Raw genomic sequence first — 18,778 nt, 5'->3', positions numbered from 1 at the left:
CCAGGGCGACACTCGACCCCGCACCTGTACGACTTGAGTCCGTCTTGGCTAGCGTGAAGTCGTACCAAGTCGTCCCCCACAGGCGGAGGTTGATGTGGCGAACGAACGACTGCGCGCCGCCATCGTGGACTCGGGCCTGACCCTGGACGAAGTGGCAGAGCGGCTTGGTGTCGCCGCGAAGACAGTCGAACGCTGGATCAACGACCCCAACCGCAAGCCATACCGGCGCTTCCAGTACGCGACCGCCTCACTCCTGAAGCGCGAGGTGTCGTATCTGTGGCCGGATGAGCGCACGTCCGCCGACGTCACAGCTTCCAGCAATGCTGAGCTGGTCAGGCTCTACCCGCACCGCTCTGTGGTGCCGCAGACGCTTTGGACGGACGTCTACGCCAAGGCCAGGCGACGGTTTGACGTGCTCGTGTACTCGGGGTTCTGGCTGACGGAGGACGCGACATTCCACAGGATCGTGAAGGAGAAGTCAGCGGACGGGGTGCCCATCCGGTTCATGCTCGGCGAGCCGACGTCGCCGGCGGTTGCTGTCCGCGGAGAGGACGAGGGAATCGGCTCTGCCATGGCAGGGAAGATCCGAAACGCCCTCATCAACTACGGTCCGCTCTTCGGTCTTCCCGGTGTGGAGTTCCGCCTCCACAGCACGACCCTCTACAACTCCATCTATCGGGCGGATGACGAGATGCTGACGAACGGCCACATCTACGGCGTCGGCGCCTACATGGCCCCAGTGCTGCACCTGCAACGAGTTCCGGGCGGTGAACTCTTCGACACATACGCTGAAAGCATCGAACGAGTCTGGGAAACCGCCCGACCGATCTCCTCACCTGCCGACTGGGAAGGGGCGCACTAATGGGCCGTGTCGACTACTTCCGTGACCCGAATGCCCCAAAGGCTAATTCCGTGGTCCCCTCGGTGACGGCAGTCGTCCGCGACGACTCGGGGCGGCTTCTCCTCATCCACAAAGCCGACAACGACTTGTGGGCCTTGCCGGGTGGGGGCCACGACATCGGTGAACGGATCAGTGACACGGTCGTGCGCGAGGTGTTCGAGGAGACGGGCATCCAAGTCGAGGTCGACAACATCGTCGGCCTCTACACCGACCCCGAACACGTCATGGCGTACGACGACGGAGAGGTCAGACAGCAGTTCTCCATCTGTTTCCGCGCCCACCCTGTCGGCGGTTCTCTCCGCACCAGCAGCGAATCAAAAGAGGTCCGCTGGGTCTACCCAGCGGACCTTGACAGCCTCAATATTCACCCGTCCATGATGATGCGCATCAGGCATGGTCTTGACACTTCACGGACCGAGCCCTACATCGGCTGATCACTGCCCGATACCTTGGCCAAACGCTCCTCGACACGCTGTGAAGCAGCGTGAATCTCCGGGGCCGCACGCTGAATGAATCGGCCGACAATCGTATCCGGACCGTATCGCCGCACAATTTCGTCAATCCGATCGGCCGGGCTGGTCTGCTCCCCGTCCGGCGTGGTCGTCATGTCGCAATAGAGGAGTGCGTCAACGAGGTCGGGGCGCTCCAGGCTGAACTCCCCCTCCAGCTCATGCCTCAGTCCGCGTTCCTCGGCTTCAAGAAGAGCGCATGAATGATGAGCCACGAGGCGGACAACTCGGTCGTCGGCGTGTTCGTGATCCCGGAGGAACCGTGCTCCGTCGAGCGGGTGAAACCCTGTAACGGCGATGGCCGGCGCGTAGCCGATGTCGTGCAGCACGGCAGCGGCTTCCAGCAGCTCGGCGTCATCCCCCAAGATCGGGCTCAGAGAGCGGGCGCGTTTGGCAGCCCCCAGGGAGTGCGCCCACCGACGCGGGAGCGGCCCGGACAGCAACGATTCGGAGAGCGCATACGCCCACTCAGTGAGTTCCATGGTGGTCAAGGCTACGGCCGGACGGCTCGGGTCGGGAGAGCGCGCACGGTGCGCCCTTTGCCGTGAACGGTGTCGAGCACGCCGTTTCCCTCCATCTGCGCCAAGACGCGGCGTACTGCCGTACGAGATGCACCGAACCGCTCGCAGAGCTGCGCTTCTGAGGGGTACGGATCGCCGACAGACAGGGATTCCTCGGTGATCAGGTCACTCATCCGCTCAGCAAGGGAGCGGCGGTCACCGCCCCGCACGATGCGCCAGCCGGCCCCCGGGAGCGGCCGCACCAAGCCCTCAGCTTCGAGCACCTTCAGCGCCCTGCGGATCGTATTGCGGGAGACACCATGCTCGCGCATCAAGTCAGCCTCGGACGGCAGCGCTTCACCGGACGCATCCGCCTTGATCCGCTGCCGCAGCTTCTCTGAGATGACCAAGTAAGTACCGCGGGGACTGGCTCCCGGCATTGGGCTCCTCTCGCCGTCTCCTCTTGCGTGCTGCCAAGAGTGCCACGCGGTCGGCAGCACCTCGCACGGCAAACAGTGTCCCATGTGTCCGACTGTCCGGTTAGAGCGCTGACCTGCATGAATGCCCCGGACACCTCATGAAGGCAACTGTCCGACTGTCCGGGTTCCGAGACTGGAACACTGGAGGGCGTTTCAGCCTGCCGCAGCGAGGGAGCAGAGTCGGCGGGGTTTGAACCCACGGTGATGTCACCATTGCGCGGTTTTCCCGTCCGCCGAAATCATCATCTCGCCGTTTCTCCACCCTTCGGACTTCAACTCCAGAGGAACGAGAGTGGCTGGGTAAAGAGTGAAGTACACTCCGCCGCGTTTCTATGCCCTTCGGGCTTCAGCTCCAGGGGAACGCATCCTGGAGCTGGCTGCTGGCTCCTAGTCCTCTCTCGTTTCTATGCCCTTCGGGCTTCAGCTCCCGGGGAACCCTTCCCGTCTGGAGGGGGCTGTGGCCTGCGCTGATGATGCCCGATGCGCGACGGCGGGCGCCAGCCGCTCTAGATCTGTGTGTCGCGTGTCACATTCTCGTTGATCATGGGTTTGACCTGCACAGATGGCTTGCGCGACAAACGGCGTTCCGGGCGCTCCAGGACTGAGTCCGGTTACGGGAAGTGTGGCTCGCCGACTCGTGACCACCCCTCCAATCGTCCTCAGGTGGGCCGGACACCCCTCGTACACCAGTGTCCGACCGTCCGGATCCTGAGGCTGTAACACCGGGGTGTTACAGCCGTCTTGACAACGGTACGGCGGGGATCAATGCCCCTGTGCTTGCCCGACGCTGCCTCATCAGTGTGTGAGTGAGTGGTGCGTGAGATTCAGGCGTCGCGCGCTACCGATTGGCGTTCTCGCAGCTCAAACCGGTACTCAGAGCACGAAGGAACGAGGCCTCCGGAGCCGTGTGCGCAGGTTCGAATCCTGCCGGGGGCACCCCAGATGAAGTGCTGAAAGGCCCCGTGACCAGGGCGTATGCCTGGTCCGGGGTCATTGTGCGTGCGCAGCCGGAAGCGGCCAGAGGCAGCCTCATGTCAGTGATCACGTAATGGCCGCGTAATGATCTTGGTGACCATCTCCGCACGTCACAGGCCGTTTTCGCTGCCACTCGCGTCATCGCTCCCGAACATGGCGAAGGCCCCGGACAACCCGGGGCCCACACCGTCACTCACGCTCTCCGCTCCGTCACTCCTCCGTGTCGTCCTCCTCCCCCAGGCCCTTCATGATCCGCTCGTTCATCGCGGCTTCCTGACCGTCGATGCACTTGGCGTAGATCTTCAGCAGCACCTCAACCGAGTGCCCCGCACGCGCGGCCACCTCCGGCGCCGGAACCCCGGAGTTCAGCCACTGGGAGACCCCGGCGTGGCGCAGGTCGTAGGGCCGGGCGGCAAGCACCGAGGCGACCTGATCCGGCAGCAGGCCCAGCTCTCGCGCCCGCTTCCAGACACGGGAGTACGACGACGCTGCGATGACGTTCCCCCGCTCGCTCTGGAACAGCCGCCCGTCGTCCGCCGTGCCGAACTCATCCAGGTGCTCCCGCAGCATCCGCACCAGCGGCGGCGGGATGGGCACCTGACGCACCTCTCCCTTCTCCCGCTGCTTCAGGCCCCGCCGGTCGTGCACTTCGCCGGAGTCGGTCCACGCCCGTCCGGCCGTGGGTCGGGTCTCTTGCAGGTCGATCCGGCCCCAGCCCTTCGCCGGGAGGACGCAGTCCTGACGCCGCAGCCCCAGGGCTTCGCTCGGCCGCGCCGCCGCGTAGTAGAGCACGGCGAAGAACGCCCGCAGGCGCCGACCGCTGGCCCGCTCATAGCCGCCCACGTAGGTCACCGCCGACAGCAACTCCCGCGCCTGCCTCGGGTTGACCACCACACGGCGATCAACCTCCTGAACCGGGCGCCGACCGGTACGGCCCGTGCGCTTGACCTTGCTCAGCGGATTGGACGGCAGCAACCCCAGCTCGACGGCGTACCCCAAGCAGTTGAACGCCACCGCCCGCCGTCGCCGGTAGGTCTGCGACGCCGCAGGCTTGCCGTCCAACTTCCGGGACACGCCATCCACCAGTGCGTGCATGTGCGTGATCTCCGTGAGCTCCGCCACCGGCAGCGACGCCCGTTCCAGCCACCGCACGGCCGCCGCGATCTCCTCCGGCCGCTCCCTCTCCCGGCGTGGCGGCGGCAGGAGATACGAGCGCAGCGCCCTGCGGACAGCCACCCCGGTCGGCCGCCCCCGCACCTGCTTGACCAGCACCGGGACGGCCGTGGCCAGGGCATCGGTCATGCTGTCCCGCTGCTTGGCTGAGGCATCCGGCCAACGGTGTTCGACGTACTTCAGCGCCAGCTCCAGGACCGACAGCGCGGCCGTCTGACCGACCCGGAGGGAGTCCGGCAGACCCGTGACCGTGTCGAACGGCTCGCCCTTCTCCGTCGCCCGCAGCAGCTTGGCCCGGAAACGGTCGGCGAGAGCCTTCGTCTTGTACACGTCGTGGAAGGGGTTGCCGTCCACCGACCAGCGCACGACGTAGGTGGGTTTCTTCGCCGAGCGGTTCACGCTCAGCTTCCAGACAGAGACCTTGAACGACTTCACGCCGCCGCCTCCTCTCGCCTGCGAAGCCAGGCCGTGAACTCGCTGCGACGCACCCGCAGTTCGCCGTTGGGGAGCTTGAAGGCGGCCGGGGCCGTGCCGAGCTCGCGCCACCGGTAGAAGGTGCGCCGGGAGATGCCGCCGAGCTCGGCGAGGATCTGGGAGACGGTCATCAGCTCATCGCGCGCCATGACCATCACCGCCATCCCGGAGCGTGGCGGCGATCAGCGCCGCATCCGGCTCGTAGCCGCGACCGGCATAGCGCCACTGGCCCACGGTGACCGTGGTCCGGTCGCCCAGGCCGAGCCGGGCCCGCTGCTCTTTCGCGCGGTGCTCGGCACGGGCCGCCCGCAGGGCACCGAGGGTGGTGGAGTAGCGGCGTGACTTGGTGGTGAAGTGGCCCCGGTAGCCGAGCATGTGCGCCCAGCGCCGGAGCCCGAGCGGGGCGAACTCCGGCAGGCCGCCCAGCCACCAGCACACGCCGATCATGCGGAGGGTGTGGTCCCGTACGGGCAGTTCGGCGAGCTCGGCCGCGTGGCGGAGCCGCCGGTCCACCGCCCCGGCTGTCTCGGCGCCCTTGGTGGCGTACTTCGCCAGGTACCCGGCGACGGCCGCCGAGGTCAGCCGCTCCCCCGCGCCGAACCCGGCCACCGGCCGCACGTCGAGCTGTGCGCCGAAGCGAAGCACCCGAGGCCCGACGACACCGGCCCCGAGCGCGCCAAGTCGGACGAGGCCAGCTGACGCCCGCACGGCCTCCATCAGAAGCCCGCTCGTGGCCCAGCCGGGCGGCGGCGAGCTCGGCCCGTCGGGGCCATCGAGGCGGATGACAGCGTGGAAGTGGACCAGGCCCCGCCGCTGGTACTCGGCGACCTTGGCGTAGGACAGCCGCGCCGCCTCGCCGAAGGCAATCCGGGACAGGCCCACGCGGCGAGCCAGTTCCCGCCGGAGTTCCAGGGTGAAGCGGTGCCACAGGGCCCCGGCGTATGCCTGCCACAGCACCGCACCCGCGTAGTCGTAGCAGCGCGGGCACAGCGGCTCACCCAGCCGCGCATCATCCTCGGCGTGGCGGACGTGGCAGCCCAGCGGCATCCCGTGCGGGCACCGCTCCCCCGCCGGGCGAGGACGGCAGGCCAGCAGCCGGCCATTCCTCTCCCGGCGGGAGTGAACCGGTCCGAAGCCAGGGGCGGTGAGGGTGGCGAACACCCGAGGGTGCTCGCCGACCTCATCATCGACGCCCTTGCCGCCGACCAGCCCGGCCCGGATCAAGTGGAAGACATCCGCCCGGTAGACCCGGGAGCAGGCGGGGCAGACGGAGGCACGGCGGTTGCCGCACGCCGTCAGCAGCCGCCCACCCACGTCATCGGAGCTGTAGGCGTGCAGTACCTCGCCCGTGTCCGCGTCCACGACGCTCCCGCCGCCGACGAGGTGAACAGGGTGGGTGCAGCCGCCCAGGCTGACGATTCCGCGCCGCCAGGCGTCGAACCCGGGCCGGGCGGCTCGTTCGATCAGGGCCGACAGGGGGTCGTTCATCGTGACCCCCCGAACGCCTGGCGCAGCACGGCCGCGATGGCCTTGGGACGGGTGTCGGCGGAGAAGTGCCAGGCCGGATGCGTCAGCCACAGGTTCGCCCCGTGCCCGGGACAGACCCGGTGCCGTTGCCCGTCCGGACTGACCAGGACGACCTCTTCCCGGCCCGCGCAGGTGGGCTGGTCCTCCTCGCGCATCTCGCACCGGACGGGCGGGAGGCGTCGGGAGTTGCGCGAACGGTTCGCGCTGGACATCGTGTATGTGCTCCTTTCTCTCGTCATGGAGGGGTTGGAGTGGGCGCCTGACGGGGTCGGGTTTGGCGACTTCGCGCCCCGTCGGGAGCCCGTTTTCGTGGCGGTCACGGTTCGTCCTTGGTGGGTGCGGCCGTGACGTGGTAGCGCACGGGGCCGAAGTCCCGGTGCGCGGTGTAGTAGCCGTGGCCCAGGTCCTCCAGGGGGACGCCGAGCGGGGCCGTGACGAGTTCGGCGATCTTGCGGCGCGTTGCCGCGTCGGCGCCGGTCACGATGAGCGCCAGGCTCGGGTAACGGGGCACCATGACGCGCGGATTGTCCGCCAGGAAGTCGGCGAGCTCGCGCAGTCCGGCGATGACCGCGTCACGGTCGCCGTTCTTGATCGCGTAATCGGACATGGCTGATCTCCCTTCTGGTCGTGGTGGGTCAGATCTCGATCCGGCCGAGAGCGGCGGCGATCTCCTCCAGGGCCGTTTCGATGTCCGGCGCGGCGGCCGTCTCGGCCAGCAGGAAGCCGAAGACCGCGCAGAGCACGGCGTGCGTGAGCCGGAGGTTGCGGAGGCGGACCAGGAGGAAGATCAGCAGGCCCAGCGGCAGCACGGCGGAGACGGTCAGGGGCATAGGGGGCACCTCCCTTCAGCGCGTCGGTAGTTCGGTGGGACCGCCACCGGTGATGGCGTCGGCCAGTTCGGGCAGGTGCGGGGTCAGGGCGGCGCACTCGGCCGCTACGTCCTCCGCGTCGGTCTCGGTGACCAGGTGGGAGCGGGCACGCTCCCAGCCGTCCGCCGAGGCGAGGACCGCCGTCCCGGCGTCCTCCGGGGCTATGGACTGAGCCGCTTGCAGTGCCTCTGGGTTGAGGTCACCCAGCGCCATTTCCGCCGTGCCGGAGTCCGCGACCCGGTGGCAGATCCGGCCGCCGAGCTGTGCGCGCAGGGCCGTCACGCCGGGGCCCAGGTCGGAGCCGACCCGTTGCCCGGCCACGATCAGGAACACACCCAGTGCCGCGCCGAGTTGGGCGATGCGCACCAGGGCGGTTGCCGCCGCCGCTGCTTCGTCCTTCTCGTTGCGGTTGGCGATGAGGAAAAGCTCTGCGATCTCGTCCACGATCACCACCACGGGGACGGGGCGTTCGTCATCCGGCAGGCCCCAGACGTTCCGCACCCGGGCGGCCCGGCAGAGCGCCATCCGGTCCTGCGTCAGCTCCACGAGCGCGCCGAGGAGCTTCACCGCCTGGCGCCGGTTGGTCGCGAGCGCCGACAGCCGCTGTTCGAACAGCGACAGCTCCATGCCGCCCTTGCAATCGATACCGACCAGCGCGACCGGCTGCCGGGCCAGGCCCGCCACCAGGGCGTTGATCAGCGTGGACTTACCGGAGCGCGTGGCGCCGACGATCAGCCAGTGCGGCACCTTCCGCAGGTCGATGACCCAGGCCGCGCCGGATTCGAGCACGCCGACGGCCACGCGGAGCAGGCGAGCCGCCTCACGCTGCCGGGGCAGGCGCGGTTCCTTCAGCGGATCGGCGTACGTCGCCGCGATGCGCACGATGCCGGGCCGCCAGGTGGTGACCCGTACGGCGTGCATCTGCCAGTCGTGCGCCATGGCCGGGCCCGCCTGGACGAAGTCCTCCGGGACCTGTCCGGGCAGCAGCCGGACGAGGAACCAGAAGCCGCCGTGTGTCGGACGCACCCAGCCGCGCCGGGGAACGCGCGGCCTCGGGGGTGGCGCGCCGTTGCCGACCAGGCCGGAGACCACCGTCAGCGCCGCCTTGCGGCTCTGGGCCAGCCCGCACCCGGCCATCAACGGCCGCCAGGTGCGCACCACCCGCAGCCAGGCGGCCGGGAAGCCGACGCACAGCCACCAGGTCACCGGGTAGCGGCGGCGCAGGGCCGGGCCCGCGAAGTGCAGGCCCAGCCCCAGCACGGCGGCCACCACGAGCGCCCAGGACAGCGCGGTTTCGCCGGTCGTGGGCGTGGAGGCCAGTACGGACACGATCAGGCCCCCTTCCCCGCCGGGGCGGCGCTCAGGGGCTTGATCTCGGCGGCGCGGAAGGCGACGCCGTGGCGTCCGTCGTTCTCCCACGGGGTAGCGACCAGGTCACGGACCTGGACCGGGGCGCCGACCTGAACGCCGGTCGGCTCACCGGGCACGCTCACCGTGACCACGTCGGCGGACGTGCCCGCCATCAGGCAGAGGCCGACCGCATACACGGTCTTGCCGGTCTCCCGGTCCACCCGGACCTGTCCCGTCTCCCGGTTCACCAGCCGGGGCACCGGGGGAACGGCGCAGATGATCCCCGTGTACTTCGTCGTGTCAATCGGCAGGGCAACCACTGTCAGGACCTCCTCTCACTCGACCCGAAGCGCAAGCTTCGGGGTGGCTTCCACCCGTACTACGGGTACTGCATGTCCAGAGTGAGACCCGTAGTACGGGTTGTCAAGCGGCTTGTAATGAGGGAGGCTCTACGGGATGACGAGAGAGCACAGCCACGGAGACCCGTATGCCTGCGAAGAAGACGACGCCCAAGTACCGGCAGATCGCTGATCACCTGCGGGAAGGCATCCTCAACGGCACCTACCCGGCAGGCCAGCCGCTCCCGTCGGAGGAGTCGCTAGCCGAGCAGTTCGGCGTGACGCGCCCCACAGTCCGTCAGGCCGTCGCCGAGCTCAGGGCCAACGGGCTGGTTGAAGTCCTCATGGGCCGGGGCATGTTCGTCCGCTCTCCCCACGGCCGCCCCAGCATCACCCGCCCGCGCGGCGTGCGTCACGAGCTCGACGGCCGCTTCACGGAAGCCGACGGCCTGCGGTGGACGGACGCCGAGGAACCGGTAGCCACCCGCACGGACGCCCCTCTCCCGCTGGCCGACCTCCTGCGCATCCCGCCCGGCGAACCGATGTACACCTACCAGTCGCTACAGACCGCCGACCGGGGCCGCCTGCGCCAGCTCCATGCCACGCACGTCCCGTTCTCCGTGCTGCTCGGCACCAAGTACGAGGACCAGGCCCCACCGCCGGCACCTCACCTCTACGCAGCGCTGACCGAGCTCGGCCACGTACTTGACTTCACGGAGTACGTCCGCACCCGCATGCCCCTGCCCGACCAGGCCCAGGCCCTCCGCCTCCCCGAAGGCGTCCCCATGCTCCACGTCCTCCGTATCGCCATCGGCAACGACGAACGGCCCGTCGCGATGGAGGAGTTCCACCTGCCCGGCGACGACCTTGAGCTCATGTACCGCCTCTGACGCAGCCTCAGCCGTCCCGCCTGGCTCAGACTTTCTCTACTCCATCAAGGGCGGCGCATCCGCGCCGCCCGGCGCCCTGCCGCCCCGGCCCGGCTGCGGCGCTGACGCGCCGGTCCGGCCGGGCGGCGGACTCCCAGCGCTCCACCCCATTGGCTACAGGATGAGCCTGTAGCCTCACAAGAGGAGTCAGCGAGCCGGACGGGACATCCATGACAGTGGTAACAACGGGCGGGACCGATGGCGAAGAAGACAAACCCCGGTTCTACGCCAACAGCGGCGATGTCGCTGCCGGGGTGGTCATCGGCGGGACGGTTCACAGCATCAACATCGGCGGCCACGTGTCAGGAGGGCCGACTGATGAAGGTCGAAGAGACTCTCTTGCCACTGAGAGGCAGAGGCTCTTTTTTGACTTTTCCGCCAAGCACTCAAGCATGCTGAGACCACCTTCAGATTGAGCGTGCTCTTTATGTCAGGCGGCGCGGCCATCATTCTGGCTGGCGGTGCACTTGCCCTTGTGCATGCGGGTAACCCTGACCTCAGCTACGTCCCACTGGTCACGAGCCTCACGGGGGCGCTCATCACAACTGGCGGCGGGGCCCTTGCGTTCCACTCAAACCGGGCACGTAAACACTTGACTGAGCAAGCTCAGCGCCTGGATAGCAAGATCGAATTTGATCACAAGCTCGAAAGGGCGCGCTCATTGATCGATCGGGTTGAGGATCGCGAGCTGAAAGACCGCCTAAATGCCGTGACGGCCATGCAGGCCCTCGACATAAGCCCTGCGCCCGAGGGCTTGGCCGATCGCGTTCTACCCATTCAAGACGATGATCCGAAGCAACTGGACTCCGGAGAAAATAAGTGAGGCGTCCTCTGGGACGGCCATAGGCGCTTGGCGCCGGTGGCTGGGGCGGAAGGCCTCCGAGTTTTGAGCCACCTGACCGGGCCGGGGCCCGCGTCGAGCAAGGCCAGGGGGTCAATCGGGCACTTTGGCGGGCAGGCCAGGGCTGCCCGATTTGCCGGGCCAGCGTATGACCCCCTGACCATGCTCGACCCCGACCCGGGCAGGACACCGGCCCAACACTCTCCGGCCGACCGCGACCGCAAGCGCGCCGTTCCAGGGATGCACGCCAAGGCCCCGTACGCCCGCCGCAGGTCGAGGAGGAAGCGGAGGCGTACGGGGCCGGTCCGGGCCGGTGCGGGAGCAGGCTCATACCGCTAGCGGGCCGGGCGTCTTGAGGCGGTTCAGGCTGTGGGGTGGGGCATGGCCTCCGCCGCGTGGCGTCCCAGGACTTCGACGGTCAGCCCCTGCATGATCAGCGTGGCGAGCAGCTGAGCCGTCGCCGGTCGGATCTGGCCGAGCTGGACGACGCCGTCACCATTGACGTTCACGTCGGCCTTGAGCCCGGCGAACAGGTGACCCACGTCCAGCGAACGCAGCTGCTCGGCCAGGGCGTCCGCCCCCTTCTTGGCATCCGCCCAGCCGCCCACGTACCCGACCCCGGGTGCCAGTCCGGTGGCGCTTCCCGCGCACACTCCCCGTGCATCAGTCATCGCTCTCGTTCCTCCCATCGTGGTCGTGTTCGCGGCCCGTGCCGAGGGCCAGGCGCAGCAGCTCAGCGAGTCGCTGCGCCGTCTCCGGTGAGATACGGCCCAGTTCGATCACCCCCATGCCGAAGGCGTTCAGGTCGGCCCGCAGGTACGGGAACTCCCGATCCAAGCCCGCCGCGATCAGCACATCCCGCAGCGCTGCCACCGCGTCCCGGGCCGCGTACCACTCACGGCTGTGGATCGCCGACCAGTGCGCCGCGTCAGGTGCGTCCGGCAGCCGCTCATCCTCGCCCGGCATCGCTGGCCTCCCGTCGCGGCTGGTCGGTGTGCGGGCCGTACTCCTTGCCGTACTGCTCGGCGCGCAGGATCACGCAGTGCGCGGCCACGAGCATCGCGGCGAGCGCGGCCGTCCGGGCGGGCGTGCCGTGCGTGTCGGCCGACGGGGCGTGCAGCCAGGTGTACCGGTCGCCGCTGAGCGGCATCGGGCCCGGGACGACGACGAGCGAGCTCTCGTCATCGAGGTACCGGTAGGCCGGTGCGTCATCCGACTCGGCCGACAGCATCCGGCCGAAGCGCTCCCGGGACCCGGGCGGGAGGAAGAAGCCGACGTGCTGCGTGCCCCAGTCCGCCATGACCGGGCCGACCGGCAGCCGGTGACGTTCGAGCTGAGCGAACGTCTCCACGCCAAGCCGCAGCTCGACAACGACCACGTCGAAGCGGCGACCGGCGGGAAAGGTATAGGGCCTGCGCGGGTCATCCGCCCACACCTCGCGGCAGCGGTCGGGCACGTCCGCCGCCTCGGACAGCCAGGCGACAGCCCGCCGCGTCATCGTCTCCACGTCAACTCACCTCAGTCGGGGCCGCTCCGGCGACCGGATGGCCGCCGTGGGACCAGCCTCCGGGCAACTGCCCGGCGCGCGGGAGATGACGAGGGGTGACGAGGGATGACGAGGACACCCGGCCCGCGTCATCACCCGTCACCCGCCCGGCCCGGGGAGGGGTTTCCGGCGATCAGTTCCGTGTGAGCCCGCAACTGCGTACAGTCAGACACCACAGCAGCGGCGCGGGGAACGGGGGTGGCCATGACCAACGACGCGCAGATGATCGGCGAGCGTATCCGCGCCGGTCGGAAGGCACGCGGGTGGGGACAGCAACGGCTCATCGCCGAGATGCGGCAGGCCGCCGCACAGCAGGGTCTACGGCTCCCGGAAGACGCCAGTGTGAAGCGCCGCATCGCGAGTTGGGAGAACGGGCACAGCGTGCCCGATGACTTCTACGGTCCCCTGCTCTGCAAGGCGCTGGACACGAGTGCTGCGGAACTCGGACTGAACCATCTCACCGGGACTGATGCGGCGTTGCTGGACACCAGCTATCCGGCGACGCCGCAGGACGCAGCCAACGCCGTAGGCCAGCTCTGGCGCGCCGACCTCAACGGGTACGAGCCCCTGCTTGACTCCCAGCCCTCGGAGCCCGCTTGGCACGAGGCGTCGGTTCGCTGGCTCGTCACACCCGAGCCCATGCCGTTGACGGGGGTGGGCGGAAGCAACGGCGTACGCGTAGGGCTCGGCGACGTAGCGGCGATCAAGACCACGACCGACCTCTTCGCCCAGCTTGACGACCGCTTCGGCGGCGACCACGCCCGGCACTCGCTCATTCAGTACCTGTCACGCGAGGTGTCGCCCCTCCTCGACGGCCAGCACAAGGAGGCAGTCGGCCGCGCGCTCCTCTCCACTGCCGCCGAATCCACCCTTCTCGCTGGGTGGATGTCCTACGACGCCTGCCATCACGGCTTGGCCCAGCGCTACTTCCTCCAGGCCCTCCGCCTGGCCCAGGACGGCGACGACCGGCGCCTTGCCGGGAGCATCCTGTCCGCGATGAGCCACCAGGCGACCTTCCTTGGCCACTACTCACACGCCAAGACACTCGCCAGCGCCGCCCTGCTCGGAATCTCCGGCGTCGCCACGCCGACCCTGCGCGCCCAGTTCCACGCGATGGAGGCCCGTGCGTTGGCCCGCATGGGCGACACCCGAGGCTGTGAACGGGCCCTGTCCGAGGCGACCAAGGCACTGGAGAGCCGCAACAGCGGCGACGAGCCGGAGTGGATCACGTACTTTGACGAGGCCGAGCTTGCCGCCGAGGCGGCCCACTGCTTCCGGGACGTCAACAGCGCGCGTAAGTCCGTCGAGTACGCGCAGAACGCCATGAGCGGCAGCCACGTCCGAAGCGACTTCTTCGCCACCATGGTTCTGGCGGACGCCCATCTCCGGGCGGGGGAAGCCGAGGAAGCGTGCCGGGTGGCGCTCGATGCGCTGGACCTTGGCGAACAGCTCAAGTCGGCGCGATGTGTGAGCTACCTCGCGGAGTTCCGTCAACACCTCGCGAGGATCGGCCCCACGCCGGCGATCCGGGACTTCTACGAGCAGGCCGCAGAACACCGGCTGTGGGCCGCCGCCGGCTAGAACGGCCGCCAGTCCTGGCGACTTCCACCCGTCCGCATCGCCCGCACCCGCTTGGAGAACTCCGCCGCCATCTCCGGATTCGTCGCTGCCTGCGTGCCGACCCAGAGCGTCATCATCAGCTCACGCACGTCCGCCAGCACCGGGTAGCCCGGCCAGTTCATCAGCTCGAACCCGTAGTGATAGACGAACTCCTCATAGTCCGCCCGGGTGTGCCAGCCGAACCGCTCGTAATAGAGCGAGGTCAGCACGAGATCCCATTCACGGTGAGCGAGTGAGAAGCCGTCGAGGTCTATCAGGACCGCATGCCCGTCCCGGTGACGGATGGCGTTGCCCACGTTGGCGTCACCGTGAATCGCGCCGAACGGGAGCACGAAGTCCAGCCGGTCGTAGTCCTTCTGAAGCTTCGCCGCCCGCTCCTCCACGAACTCCCGGTCATCGGCGCTGATGCCGTCGCAGCGGCTCAGGGAGTTCGCCACGTGCGCGAACGGGTCGTAGTACGGCAGCCCCAGGGACTCCGGCTCTTCCAGCCAGTGCAGCGCCCGCAGCAGGTCGCCCAGCTCATCAAGCCGGGCGTACTCCGTCCGGTCCTGCGCGTTCTCCCAGAAGGTGACCACGCGCCCGCCGACGCTCAGCGGCTGGTCGAGCCCGGCCACCACCCGCACGGCCGGGAAGCTCTCCGCCGCCAGCCACCGCGCCACCCGGACGGCCCGCCCCATCTGATCCAGCACACCGGGATCGGCGGCGATCCGGACGACGACCGGCACGGTAGCCAGCCTGTAGACGGCGTTCGATCCCAGCCGCAGCAACTCGGCGCCGGAGGCGTCGAACCCCGCCGCGCGGCACGCCTCTCTCAGGACCGCCCCGGCGTTCTCCTCCGTGAAGGGTGCCGCGTCGCCTTGCGTGTCGCCGTCACCTGAGATCATGCAATCGACGCTACCCCGGTCGAGCGGTCACGCGGCAGGCTCTCACGTAATCATGGCGTAATGATCTTGGCCAGGGGACGACTCCGCGCCGCTCCCCCGCAGCTCAGAGCCCAGCCGCCCCAGCGGGTTCCCCGGCCTCCGGAGCCGTGTGCGCAGGTTCGAATCCTGCCGGGGGCACTCACCGGATGACCTACTCATTAAGTAGGTTCCCGAGTGCCGACGGACCCCGCCAGCCAGCGGAGACGCTGAGGACGGGGTCTTCGCTTATATGCAGCCGGTCGCGGCTGGAAGCAGTCCTTCGCCAGTGCTCAACTCATAATTGTGAGCGAGCTCACAGAGATCAGAACCCGTTTCCAGGATGCGAGCGTGTCCATGCGGACCGTAGCCCTGCGTGATGCGGTCGTTCACCTCCTCCTGGACGCCGATGCACTTGGAGTGGACCTAGCAGAACGTCCACCGAGTGCCCCGCAAGACCTCCGGCGCCGACACCTGGGATTGAGCGGTGCGAGACGCCCGCACGGCGAAGGTTGTACGGACAAGCGCCAGACGAGGCGACCTGGTCGGGGTGAACGCCGACTTCGCGCCTGCTTCACGCCCGTGAGTTACGAGGGCCGCCACCTTTCCCACTCACTGAAGCACAGCCGCCCACCCTCGTACCGTATGCCGAGCTCCTCCTAGAGGCTGCGTGGAGCAGTCGAAACCAGCGGAGGCCGATCCGGCAGGAGACGCGCACCTGCCACTCAGTCCGCTGCTTCAGTCCCGCCGGTTGCGGGCCACCCCGGTCCACGCCTGCCCGGCCGTGGGGTGCGTCTCCGACAGCTCGGAAGGGCCCTAGCCCGAGGTTGGAAGCGTACAGTCGGGCCGACACTCGAGTGCCTTACCAGGACGCCTAGCCGTGCAGGCATCCGAAGACGCCCGCAGCCTCCGCCCGCTTCCCGGTCGAAGCCGCCCACGTAGGTCACCACAGTCAGCAACTCGCAGGGTTGACCGCCACGCTCCGGTCGACCTCTTGCAGCGACCGCTTTCCGCGTTCATGCCGCTCCAGGCTCAGCGGCTTGATGGGCAGAGCTGCAACTGCCTGTGTTCCCAGATGCGTAGGCTGTGCGCATAGCAACGGAAACACCCGCAGCAGTAACGGATCTTGTCCGCAGGACAGAGGCGCGGCGGCAGGCGTGCTCAGCAGCGCTCGATCCGAAGCTGCGGGCCAGACTCGGCCAGTACTTCACTCCATCGCCAACGGCTGATTTCATCGCCTCTCTAGCAGACATGGCCGAAGCGGACACTGTCCGCATCCTAGACCCCGGCGCTGGTGTTGGTTCCCTGAGCGCGTCCCTCGTCGCGAGGCTTCTTACAGAACGGCCGGGAGTGAAAATTAGTGTCACCGCTTGCGAGGTAGACCCGCAGCTGCACCCCACGCTGGAAGCCACTCTCGACGACTGCGTCAACACGGCAAATAGTCTTAACTCGCATGTTGAGGTGAAGCTGGTACCAGGCAACTTCATCTCTTGGGCCGCCGAAGGAGAAAGTCTTCTGGCAGAGCCGCCGGAGCCGTTTGACGTGGTCATCATGAACCCGCCATACAAGAAGCTCGCAGCGCGTTCTCATGAGAGGAAGCTCGTCGCCTCCGTGTGCACCGAGACCTCGAACCTTTACTCGGCATTCATGGCGCTTGGCGTCCGTCTCTTGCGTCCCGGTGGTCAGCTTCCAGCCATCACCCCCCGAAGCTTCGCAAACGGTCCCTATTTCCGGCTTTTCTGCCAGTACTTCCTCGAGCGGATGCATATCGACCGAGTGCACTTGTTCGAGGCGCGCAACAAGGTCTTCGCCGACGCCGCCGTACTGCAAGAGAATGTTATCTTCGCGGCAACCCGAACGAACGATACTGAGCGAGGTCCGGTTGTGGTCTCTACTAGTAAAAGTTACTCCGACGAGGTGCGTCAACGGTCCGTACCCTATACAGAGGTGGTACACCCTGACGACCCCGAGTTCTTTATTCACATCAGCGCAGACGAGGGGGACACGCAACTTGCCGCCGTGCATGCAAGATTGCCAGCTACTCTCCATGACTTGAGACTTCAAGTTTCCACTGGACGGGTAGTTGACTTCCGCAGCAAAGAGCACCTTCGCCCGGAACATATTGACGGAGCAGTACCTCTTATCTATCCGCTCCACATGCACGATGGCGTCATCATCTGGCCTGTTTCTGGCGCAAAGAAAAACAACGCCATTATCCTGAATGAGGAAACTAGGAAGTTGACATTCCCTTCGGGATATTACGTAGTCGTCAAACGCCTATCTTCGAAAGAAGAGAAGCGACGAGTCGTCGCTGCCGTATTCGATCCGGTTGATATTCCCTGCGATCGAATCGGATTCGAGAATCATGTGAATGTGTTCCATATCGATGGATCAGGGCTCCCGGAGACGATGGCGCGCGGGTTGTGCATTTGGCTAAACTCTACCCTTCTCGATCGTTTCATCAGGCGCCTCAATGGCCACACCCAAATCAACGCAACCGATCTTCGAAATTTGCGATACCCCAGCATCGAGCAGATCACCGCAATGGGGCACGCCTGGAAGTCCGGCACATGGTTCAGCCAAGAAGAGATCGACGAGCTAGTCAGCCGACAAGTTGGATGAGAAATGACTGAATTTCAAGCGAATAAGAAGGTGAACTGGATGGACAATCAGGCCGCAATGCGCACGGAGAAGGTAGCTGAAGCTCGCCACATTTTACAGTTGCTTGGTTTTGACGCCGAGCGCTCCAACGAGCGCTCTGCCCTGGTGTTGCTCGCTCTGCTCGAGCTGGAGCCCGAGGACGATTGGCACGCAGCCCAGCGGCCTATGTTGCGCACAGTCCAAATCATGCAGTGGCTTCGAGAGAGGTACGGAAAGAACTATAAGCCGAACACCACGGAGACGATTCGCCGGTTCACACTACACCAGTTCGCCGAAGCAGGACTAGTAGTTCAGAATCCAGACCACCCAGACCGCCCTGTAAACTCACCCAAGTGGTGTTACCAGATAGAGCCAGAGGCCTTTGCGCTGATCATCTCCTTCAAACGCAAGAATTTCGAACGCCGACTCGAGGAGTACCTTGCCGCACGTCCCGGTTTGCAAGCCATGTACGCGCGCGAGCGGGAGATGCGCAGGCTTCCCCTCCGGCTTCCTAACGGCAAAGAGATCACCCTCAGTCCTGGCGGACAGAACATTCTAATCGGCCAGGTTATTAACGAATTCTGTGAACGGTACACGCCAAACGGCGAAGTCCTGTACATCGGAGATGCAGACGATAAGTGGGCGGTTTACGAACGGGAAACCCTGGCATCGCTCGGCATTGAGGTTGATTACCACGGAAAGATGCCGGATGTAGTGGTCTACCTTCGAAAAAAGAACTGGCTTGTCCTTATTGAGGCGGCATCAAGTCACGGCCCGGTAGACCACAAGAGATATCGAGAGTTGACCGAGTTGTTCCGAAACTCAACGGCCGGCTTGGTGTTCATCTCTGCTCTGCCTTCCCGTGCAACATTGCGCAAGTATCTGAAGGACATCGCCTGGGAGACAGATGTGTGGTGCGCCGACAACCCTACGCATTTGATCCACTTCGATGGCGCACGATTCCTAGGACCCTACAATTAACCACCATTCAAAACAGCAACGGACCGCTCTGTTAGAGACGAACAGTCTAGAAACAGTTGAAAACGTCGTTGATGTAGCGCCCCACAGACGTCGCCAGTGTGAGTGTTACGCGAAGTGGATGGTCGTTTCAGGAGACCGCCTACGGAACCGAAAAGGATGCACTCCTAGCACCACAGGGGCGACAAAATAGCCCTGCCGCAATTCTGCACCGCCAACCCCCGCCTCTC

Annotated in this window: 21 protein-coding genes and 2 tRNA genes; 9 read left to right on the top strand and 14 right to left on the bottom strand. The window is 66.6% G+C overall.

The features are described from left to right. The first annotated feature begins 94 nt into the window (after positions 1–94). Both JK356_RS01190 and JK356_RS01185 read left to right on the top strand, forming a co-directional pair. Positions 95–862: a helix-turn-helix domain-containing protein gene (locus JK356_RS01190; RefSeq protein ID WP_201865547.1), complete on the top strand. Its 768-nt coding sequence runs from the start codon at positions 95–97 to the stop codon at positions 860–862. Further along, positions 862–1,335 carry an NUDIX domain-containing protein gene (locus JK356_RS01185; protein WP_201865546.1) on the top strand — a complete coding sequence of 158 codons (474 nt, stop codon included), beginning with the start codon at positions 862–864 and terminating at the stop codon, positions 1,333–1,335. The genes JK356_RS01190 and JK356_RS01185 overlap by 1 nt, the downstream gene beginning before the upstream one ends. On the opposite strand, the gene JK356_RS01180 is transcribed toward JK356_RS01185, so the two are convergent. Both JK356_RS01180 and JK356_RS01175 read right to left on the bottom strand, forming a co-directional pair. Further along, complete coding sequence (locus tag JK356_RS01180; protein WP_201865545.1) at positions 1,323–1,892, bottom strand: HD domain-containing protein; 570 nt, start codon at positions 1,890–1,892, stop codon at positions 1,323–1,325. The two genes, JK356_RS01185 and JK356_RS01180, sit on opposite strands and share 13 nt — an antisense overlap. An 11-nt stretch (positions 1,893–1,903) precedes the next feature. After that, on the bottom strand, positions 1,904–2,350 hold the full coding sequence (locus tag JK356_RS01175) for a winged helix-turn-helix domain-containing protein (RefSeq protein ID WP_201865544.1): 447 nt from the start codon (positions 2,348–2,350) through the stop codon (positions 1,904–1,906). 897 nt (positions 2,351–3,247) lie between these two features. Between JK356_RS01175 and JK356_RS01170 the strand changes: the two genes are divergently transcribed. Continuing rightward, positions 3,248–3,322, top strand: a tRNA-Arg gene (locus tag JK356_RS01170). Positions 3,323–3,574: 252 nt separating this feature from the next. Here JK356_RS01170 and JK356_RS01165 read toward each other — a convergent pair. From JK356_RS01165 to JK356_RS01130, 8 genes are all read right to left on the bottom strand, one after another. Continuing rightward, positions 3,575–4,972 (bottom strand): tyrosine-type recombinase/integrase, encoded by a 1,398-nt coding sequence (locus JK356_RS01165; protein WP_201865543.1) that lies wholly within the window; start codon positions 4,970–4,972, stop codon positions 3,575–3,577. Further along, positions 4,969–5,160, bottom strand: a complete 192-nt coding sequence (locus tag JK356_RS01160; protein WP_201865542.1) for an AlpA family transcriptional regulator — start codon at positions 5,158–5,160, stop codon at positions 4,969–4,971. The genes JK356_RS01165 and JK356_RS01160 overlap by 4 nt, the downstream gene beginning before the upstream one ends. After that, positions 5,147–6,499, bottom strand: coding sequence for a replication initiator (locus JK356_RS01155; protein WP_201865541.1), 1,353 nt, complete (start codon positions 6,497–6,499; stop codon positions 5,147–5,149). The genes JK356_RS01160 and JK356_RS01155 overlap by 14 nt, the downstream gene beginning before the upstream one ends. After that, complete coding sequence (locus tag JK356_RS01150) at positions 6,496–6,750, bottom strand: hypothetical protein (RefSeq protein WP_201865540.1); 255 nt, start codon at positions 6,748–6,750, stop codon at positions 6,496–6,498. Before JK356_RS01150 ends, JK356_RS01155 begins: the two co-directional genes overlap by 4 nt. Before the next feature lie 104 nt (positions 6,751–6,854). Then, positions 6,855–7,145 carry a hypothetical protein gene (locus JK356_RS01145; protein WP_201865539.1) on the bottom strand — a complete coding sequence of 97 codons (291 nt, stop codon included), beginning with the start codon at positions 7,143–7,145 and terminating at the stop codon, positions 6,855–6,857. 28 nt (positions 7,146–7,173) lie between these two features. Further along, complete coding sequence (locus JK356_RS01140; RefSeq protein ID WP_201865538.1) at positions 7,174–7,368, bottom strand: hypothetical protein; 195 nt, start codon at positions 7,366–7,368, stop codon at positions 7,174–7,176. Between the two features lie 15 nt (positions 7,369–7,383). Further along, on the bottom strand, positions 7,384–8,736 hold the full coding sequence (locus JK356_RS01135) for an FtsK/SpoIIIE domain-containing protein (RefSeq protein ID WP_201865537.1): 1,353 nt from the start codon (positions 8,734–8,736) through the stop codon (positions 7,384–7,386). 2 nt (positions 8,737–8,738) lie between these two features. Beyond that, the gene (locus JK356_RS01130) at positions 8,739–9,077 is read right to left on the bottom strand and encodes a hypothetical protein (RefSeq protein ID WP_201865536.1); all 339 of its coding nucleotides are present in this window, start codon (positions 9,075–9,077) and stop codon (positions 8,739–8,741) included. Positions 9,078–9,244: 167 nt separating this feature from the next. Between JK356_RS01130 and JK356_RS01125 the strand changes: the two genes are divergently transcribed. Continuing rightward, entirely contained in the window at positions 9,245–9,985 is a 741-nt protein-coding gene (locus JK356_RS01125) for a GntR family transcriptional regulator (protein WP_201865535.1), read from the top strand. 466 nt (positions 9,986–10,451) lie between these two features. After that, complete coding sequence (locus JK356_RS01120) at positions 10,452–10,847, top strand: hypothetical protein (protein WP_201865534.1); 396 nt, start codon at positions 10,452–10,454, stop codon at positions 10,845–10,847. Between the two features lie 380 nt (positions 10,848–11,227). Here JK356_RS01120 and JK356_RS01115 read toward each other — a convergent pair whose 3' ends face one another. Genes JK356_RS01115 through JK356_RS01105 form a run of 3 tightly spaced genes read right to left on the bottom strand, consistent with a single transcriptional unit; the run spans position 11,228 to position 12,363 of the window. Beyond that, positions 11,228–11,536 (bottom strand): hypothetical protein, encoded by a 309-nt coding sequence (locus tag JK356_RS01115; protein WP_201865533.1) that lies wholly within the window; start codon positions 11,534–11,536, stop codon positions 11,228–11,230. Further along, on the bottom strand, positions 11,529–11,831 hold the full coding sequence (locus tag JK356_RS01110) for a hypothetical protein (RefSeq protein WP_201865532.1): 303 nt from the start codon (positions 11,829–11,831) through the stop codon (positions 11,529–11,531). The genes JK356_RS01115 and JK356_RS01110 overlap by 8 nt, the downstream gene beginning before the upstream one ends. Then, the gene (locus JK356_RS01105) at positions 11,815–12,363 is read right to left on the bottom strand and encodes a bifunctional DNA primase/polymerase (RefSeq protein ID WP_236670591.1); all 549 of its coding nucleotides are present in this window, start codon (positions 12,361–12,363) and stop codon (positions 11,815–11,817) included. Before JK356_RS01105 ends, JK356_RS01110 begins: the two co-directional genes overlap by 17 nt. 390 nt (positions 12,364–12,753) lie before the next feature. Here JK356_RS01105 and JK356_RS01100 point away from each other — a divergent pair, with 390 nt between their 5' ends. Then, the gene (locus JK356_RS01100; protein WP_201865718.1) at positions 12,754–13,992 is read left to right on the top strand and encodes a hypothetical protein; all 1,239 of its coding nucleotides are present in this window, start codon (positions 12,754–12,756) and stop codon (positions 13,990–13,992) included. Here the strand turns inward: JK356_RS01100 and JK356_RS01095 are convergent. After that, a complete protein-coding gene (locus JK356_RS01095) occupies positions 13,989–14,915 on the bottom strand; it encodes an aminoglycoside phosphotransferase family protein (protein ID WP_201865530.1) in 927 nt (308 codons plus the stop codon). The genes JK356_RS01100 and JK356_RS01095 overlap by 4 nt on opposite strands. A 116-nt stretch (positions 14,916–15,031) precedes the next feature. Here JK356_RS01095 and JK356_RS01090 point away from each other — a divergent pair. The 3 genes from JK356_RS01090 to JK356_RS01080 all read left to right on the top strand — a co-directional run bounded on the left by JK356_RS01090 (position 15,032) and on the right by JK356_RS01080 (position 18,551). Then, a tRNA-Ser gene (locus tag JK356_RS01090) sits at positions 15,032–15,092 on the top strand. A gap of 924 nt (positions 15,093–16,016) precedes the next feature. Beyond that, on the top strand, positions 16,017–17,552 hold the full coding sequence (locus JK356_RS01085; RefSeq protein WP_307815350.1) for an Eco57I restriction-modification methylase domain-containing protein: 1,536 nt from the start codon (positions 16,017–16,019) through the stop codon (positions 17,550–17,552). Positions 17,553–17,591: 39 nt separating this feature from the next. Further along, a complete protein-coding gene (locus tag JK356_RS01080) occupies positions 17,592–18,551 on the top strand; it encodes a BsuBI/PstI family type II restriction endonuclease (protein ID WP_201865529.1) in 960 nt (319 codons plus the stop codon). The last annotated feature ends 227 nt before the right edge of the window (positions 18,552–18,778 follow it).

Origin of the sequence: Streptomyces sp. 7-21, assembly GCF_016741785.1 — a bacterium.
GTDB lineage: Bacteria > Actinomycetota > Actinomycetes > Streptomycetales > Streptomycetaceae > Streptomyces.
The sequence above is the reverse complement of the archived record's forward strand: the minus strand, read 5'-3'. Positions and strand labels throughout refer to the sequence as shown.

Bases quoted from the DNA above. Each gene is read 5' to 3' on its own strand.
- JK356_RS01105 (WP_236670591.1), bottom strand. From the start codon at position 12,363: ATGACGCGGCGGGCTGTCGCCTGGCTGTCCGAGGCGGCGGACGTGCCC.
- JK356_RS01140 (WP_201865538.1), bottom strand. From the start codon at position 7,368: ATGCCCCTGACCGTCTCCGCCGTGCTGCCGCTGGGCCTGCTGATCTTC.
- JK356_RS01155 (WP_201865541.1), bottom strand. From the start codon at position 6,499: ATGAACGACCCCCTGTCGGCCCTGATCGAACGAGCCGCCCGGCCCGGG.
- JK356_RS01160 (WP_201865542.1), bottom strand. From the start codon at position 5,160: ATGGCGCGCGATGAGCTGATGACCGTCTCCCAGATCCTCGCCGAGCTC.
- JK356_RS01115 (WP_201865533.1), bottom strand. From the start codon at position 11,536: ATGACTGATGCACGGGGAGTGTGCGCGGGAAGCGCCACCGGACTGGCA.
- JK356_RS01110 (WP_201865532.1), bottom strand. From the start codon at position 11,831: ATGCCGGGCGAGGATGAGCGGCTGCCGGACGCACCTGACGCGGCGCAC.
- JK356_RS01180 (WP_201865545.1), bottom strand. From the start codon at position 1,892: ATGGAACTCACTGAGTGGGCGTATGCGCTCTCCGAATCGTTGCTGTCC.
- JK356_RS01095 (WP_201865530.1), bottom strand. From the start codon at position 14,915: ATGATCTCAGGTGACGGCGACACGCAAGGCGACGCGGCACCCTTCACG.
- JK356_RS01125 (WP_201865535.1), top strand. From the start codon at position 9,245: ATGCCTGCGAAGAAGACGACGCCCAAGTACCGGCAGATCGCTGATCAC.
- JK356_RS01080 (WP_201865529.1), top strand. From the start codon at position 17,592: ATGGACAATCAGGCCGCAATGCGCACGGAGAAGGTAGCTGAAGCTCGC.
- JK356_RS01185 (WP_201865546.1), top strand. From the start codon at position 862: ATGGGCCGTGTCGACTACTTCCGTGACCCGAATGCCCCAAAGGCTAAT.
- JK356_RS01145 (WP_201865539.1), bottom strand. From the start codon at position 7,145: ATGTCCGATTACGCGATCAAGAACGGCGACCGTGACGCGGTCATCGCC.
- JK356_RS01150 (WP_201865540.1), bottom strand. From the start codon at position 6,750: ATGTCCAGCGCGAACCGTTCGCGCAACTCCCGACGCCTCCCGCCCGTC.
- JK356_RS01175 (WP_201865544.1), bottom strand. From the start codon at position 2,350: ATGCCGGGAGCCAGTCCCCGCGGTACTTACTTGGTCATCTCAGAGAAG.
- JK356_RS01120 (WP_201865534.1), top strand. From the start codon at position 10,452: ATGTCAGGCGGCGCGGCCATCATTCTGGCTGGCGGTGCACTTGCCCTT.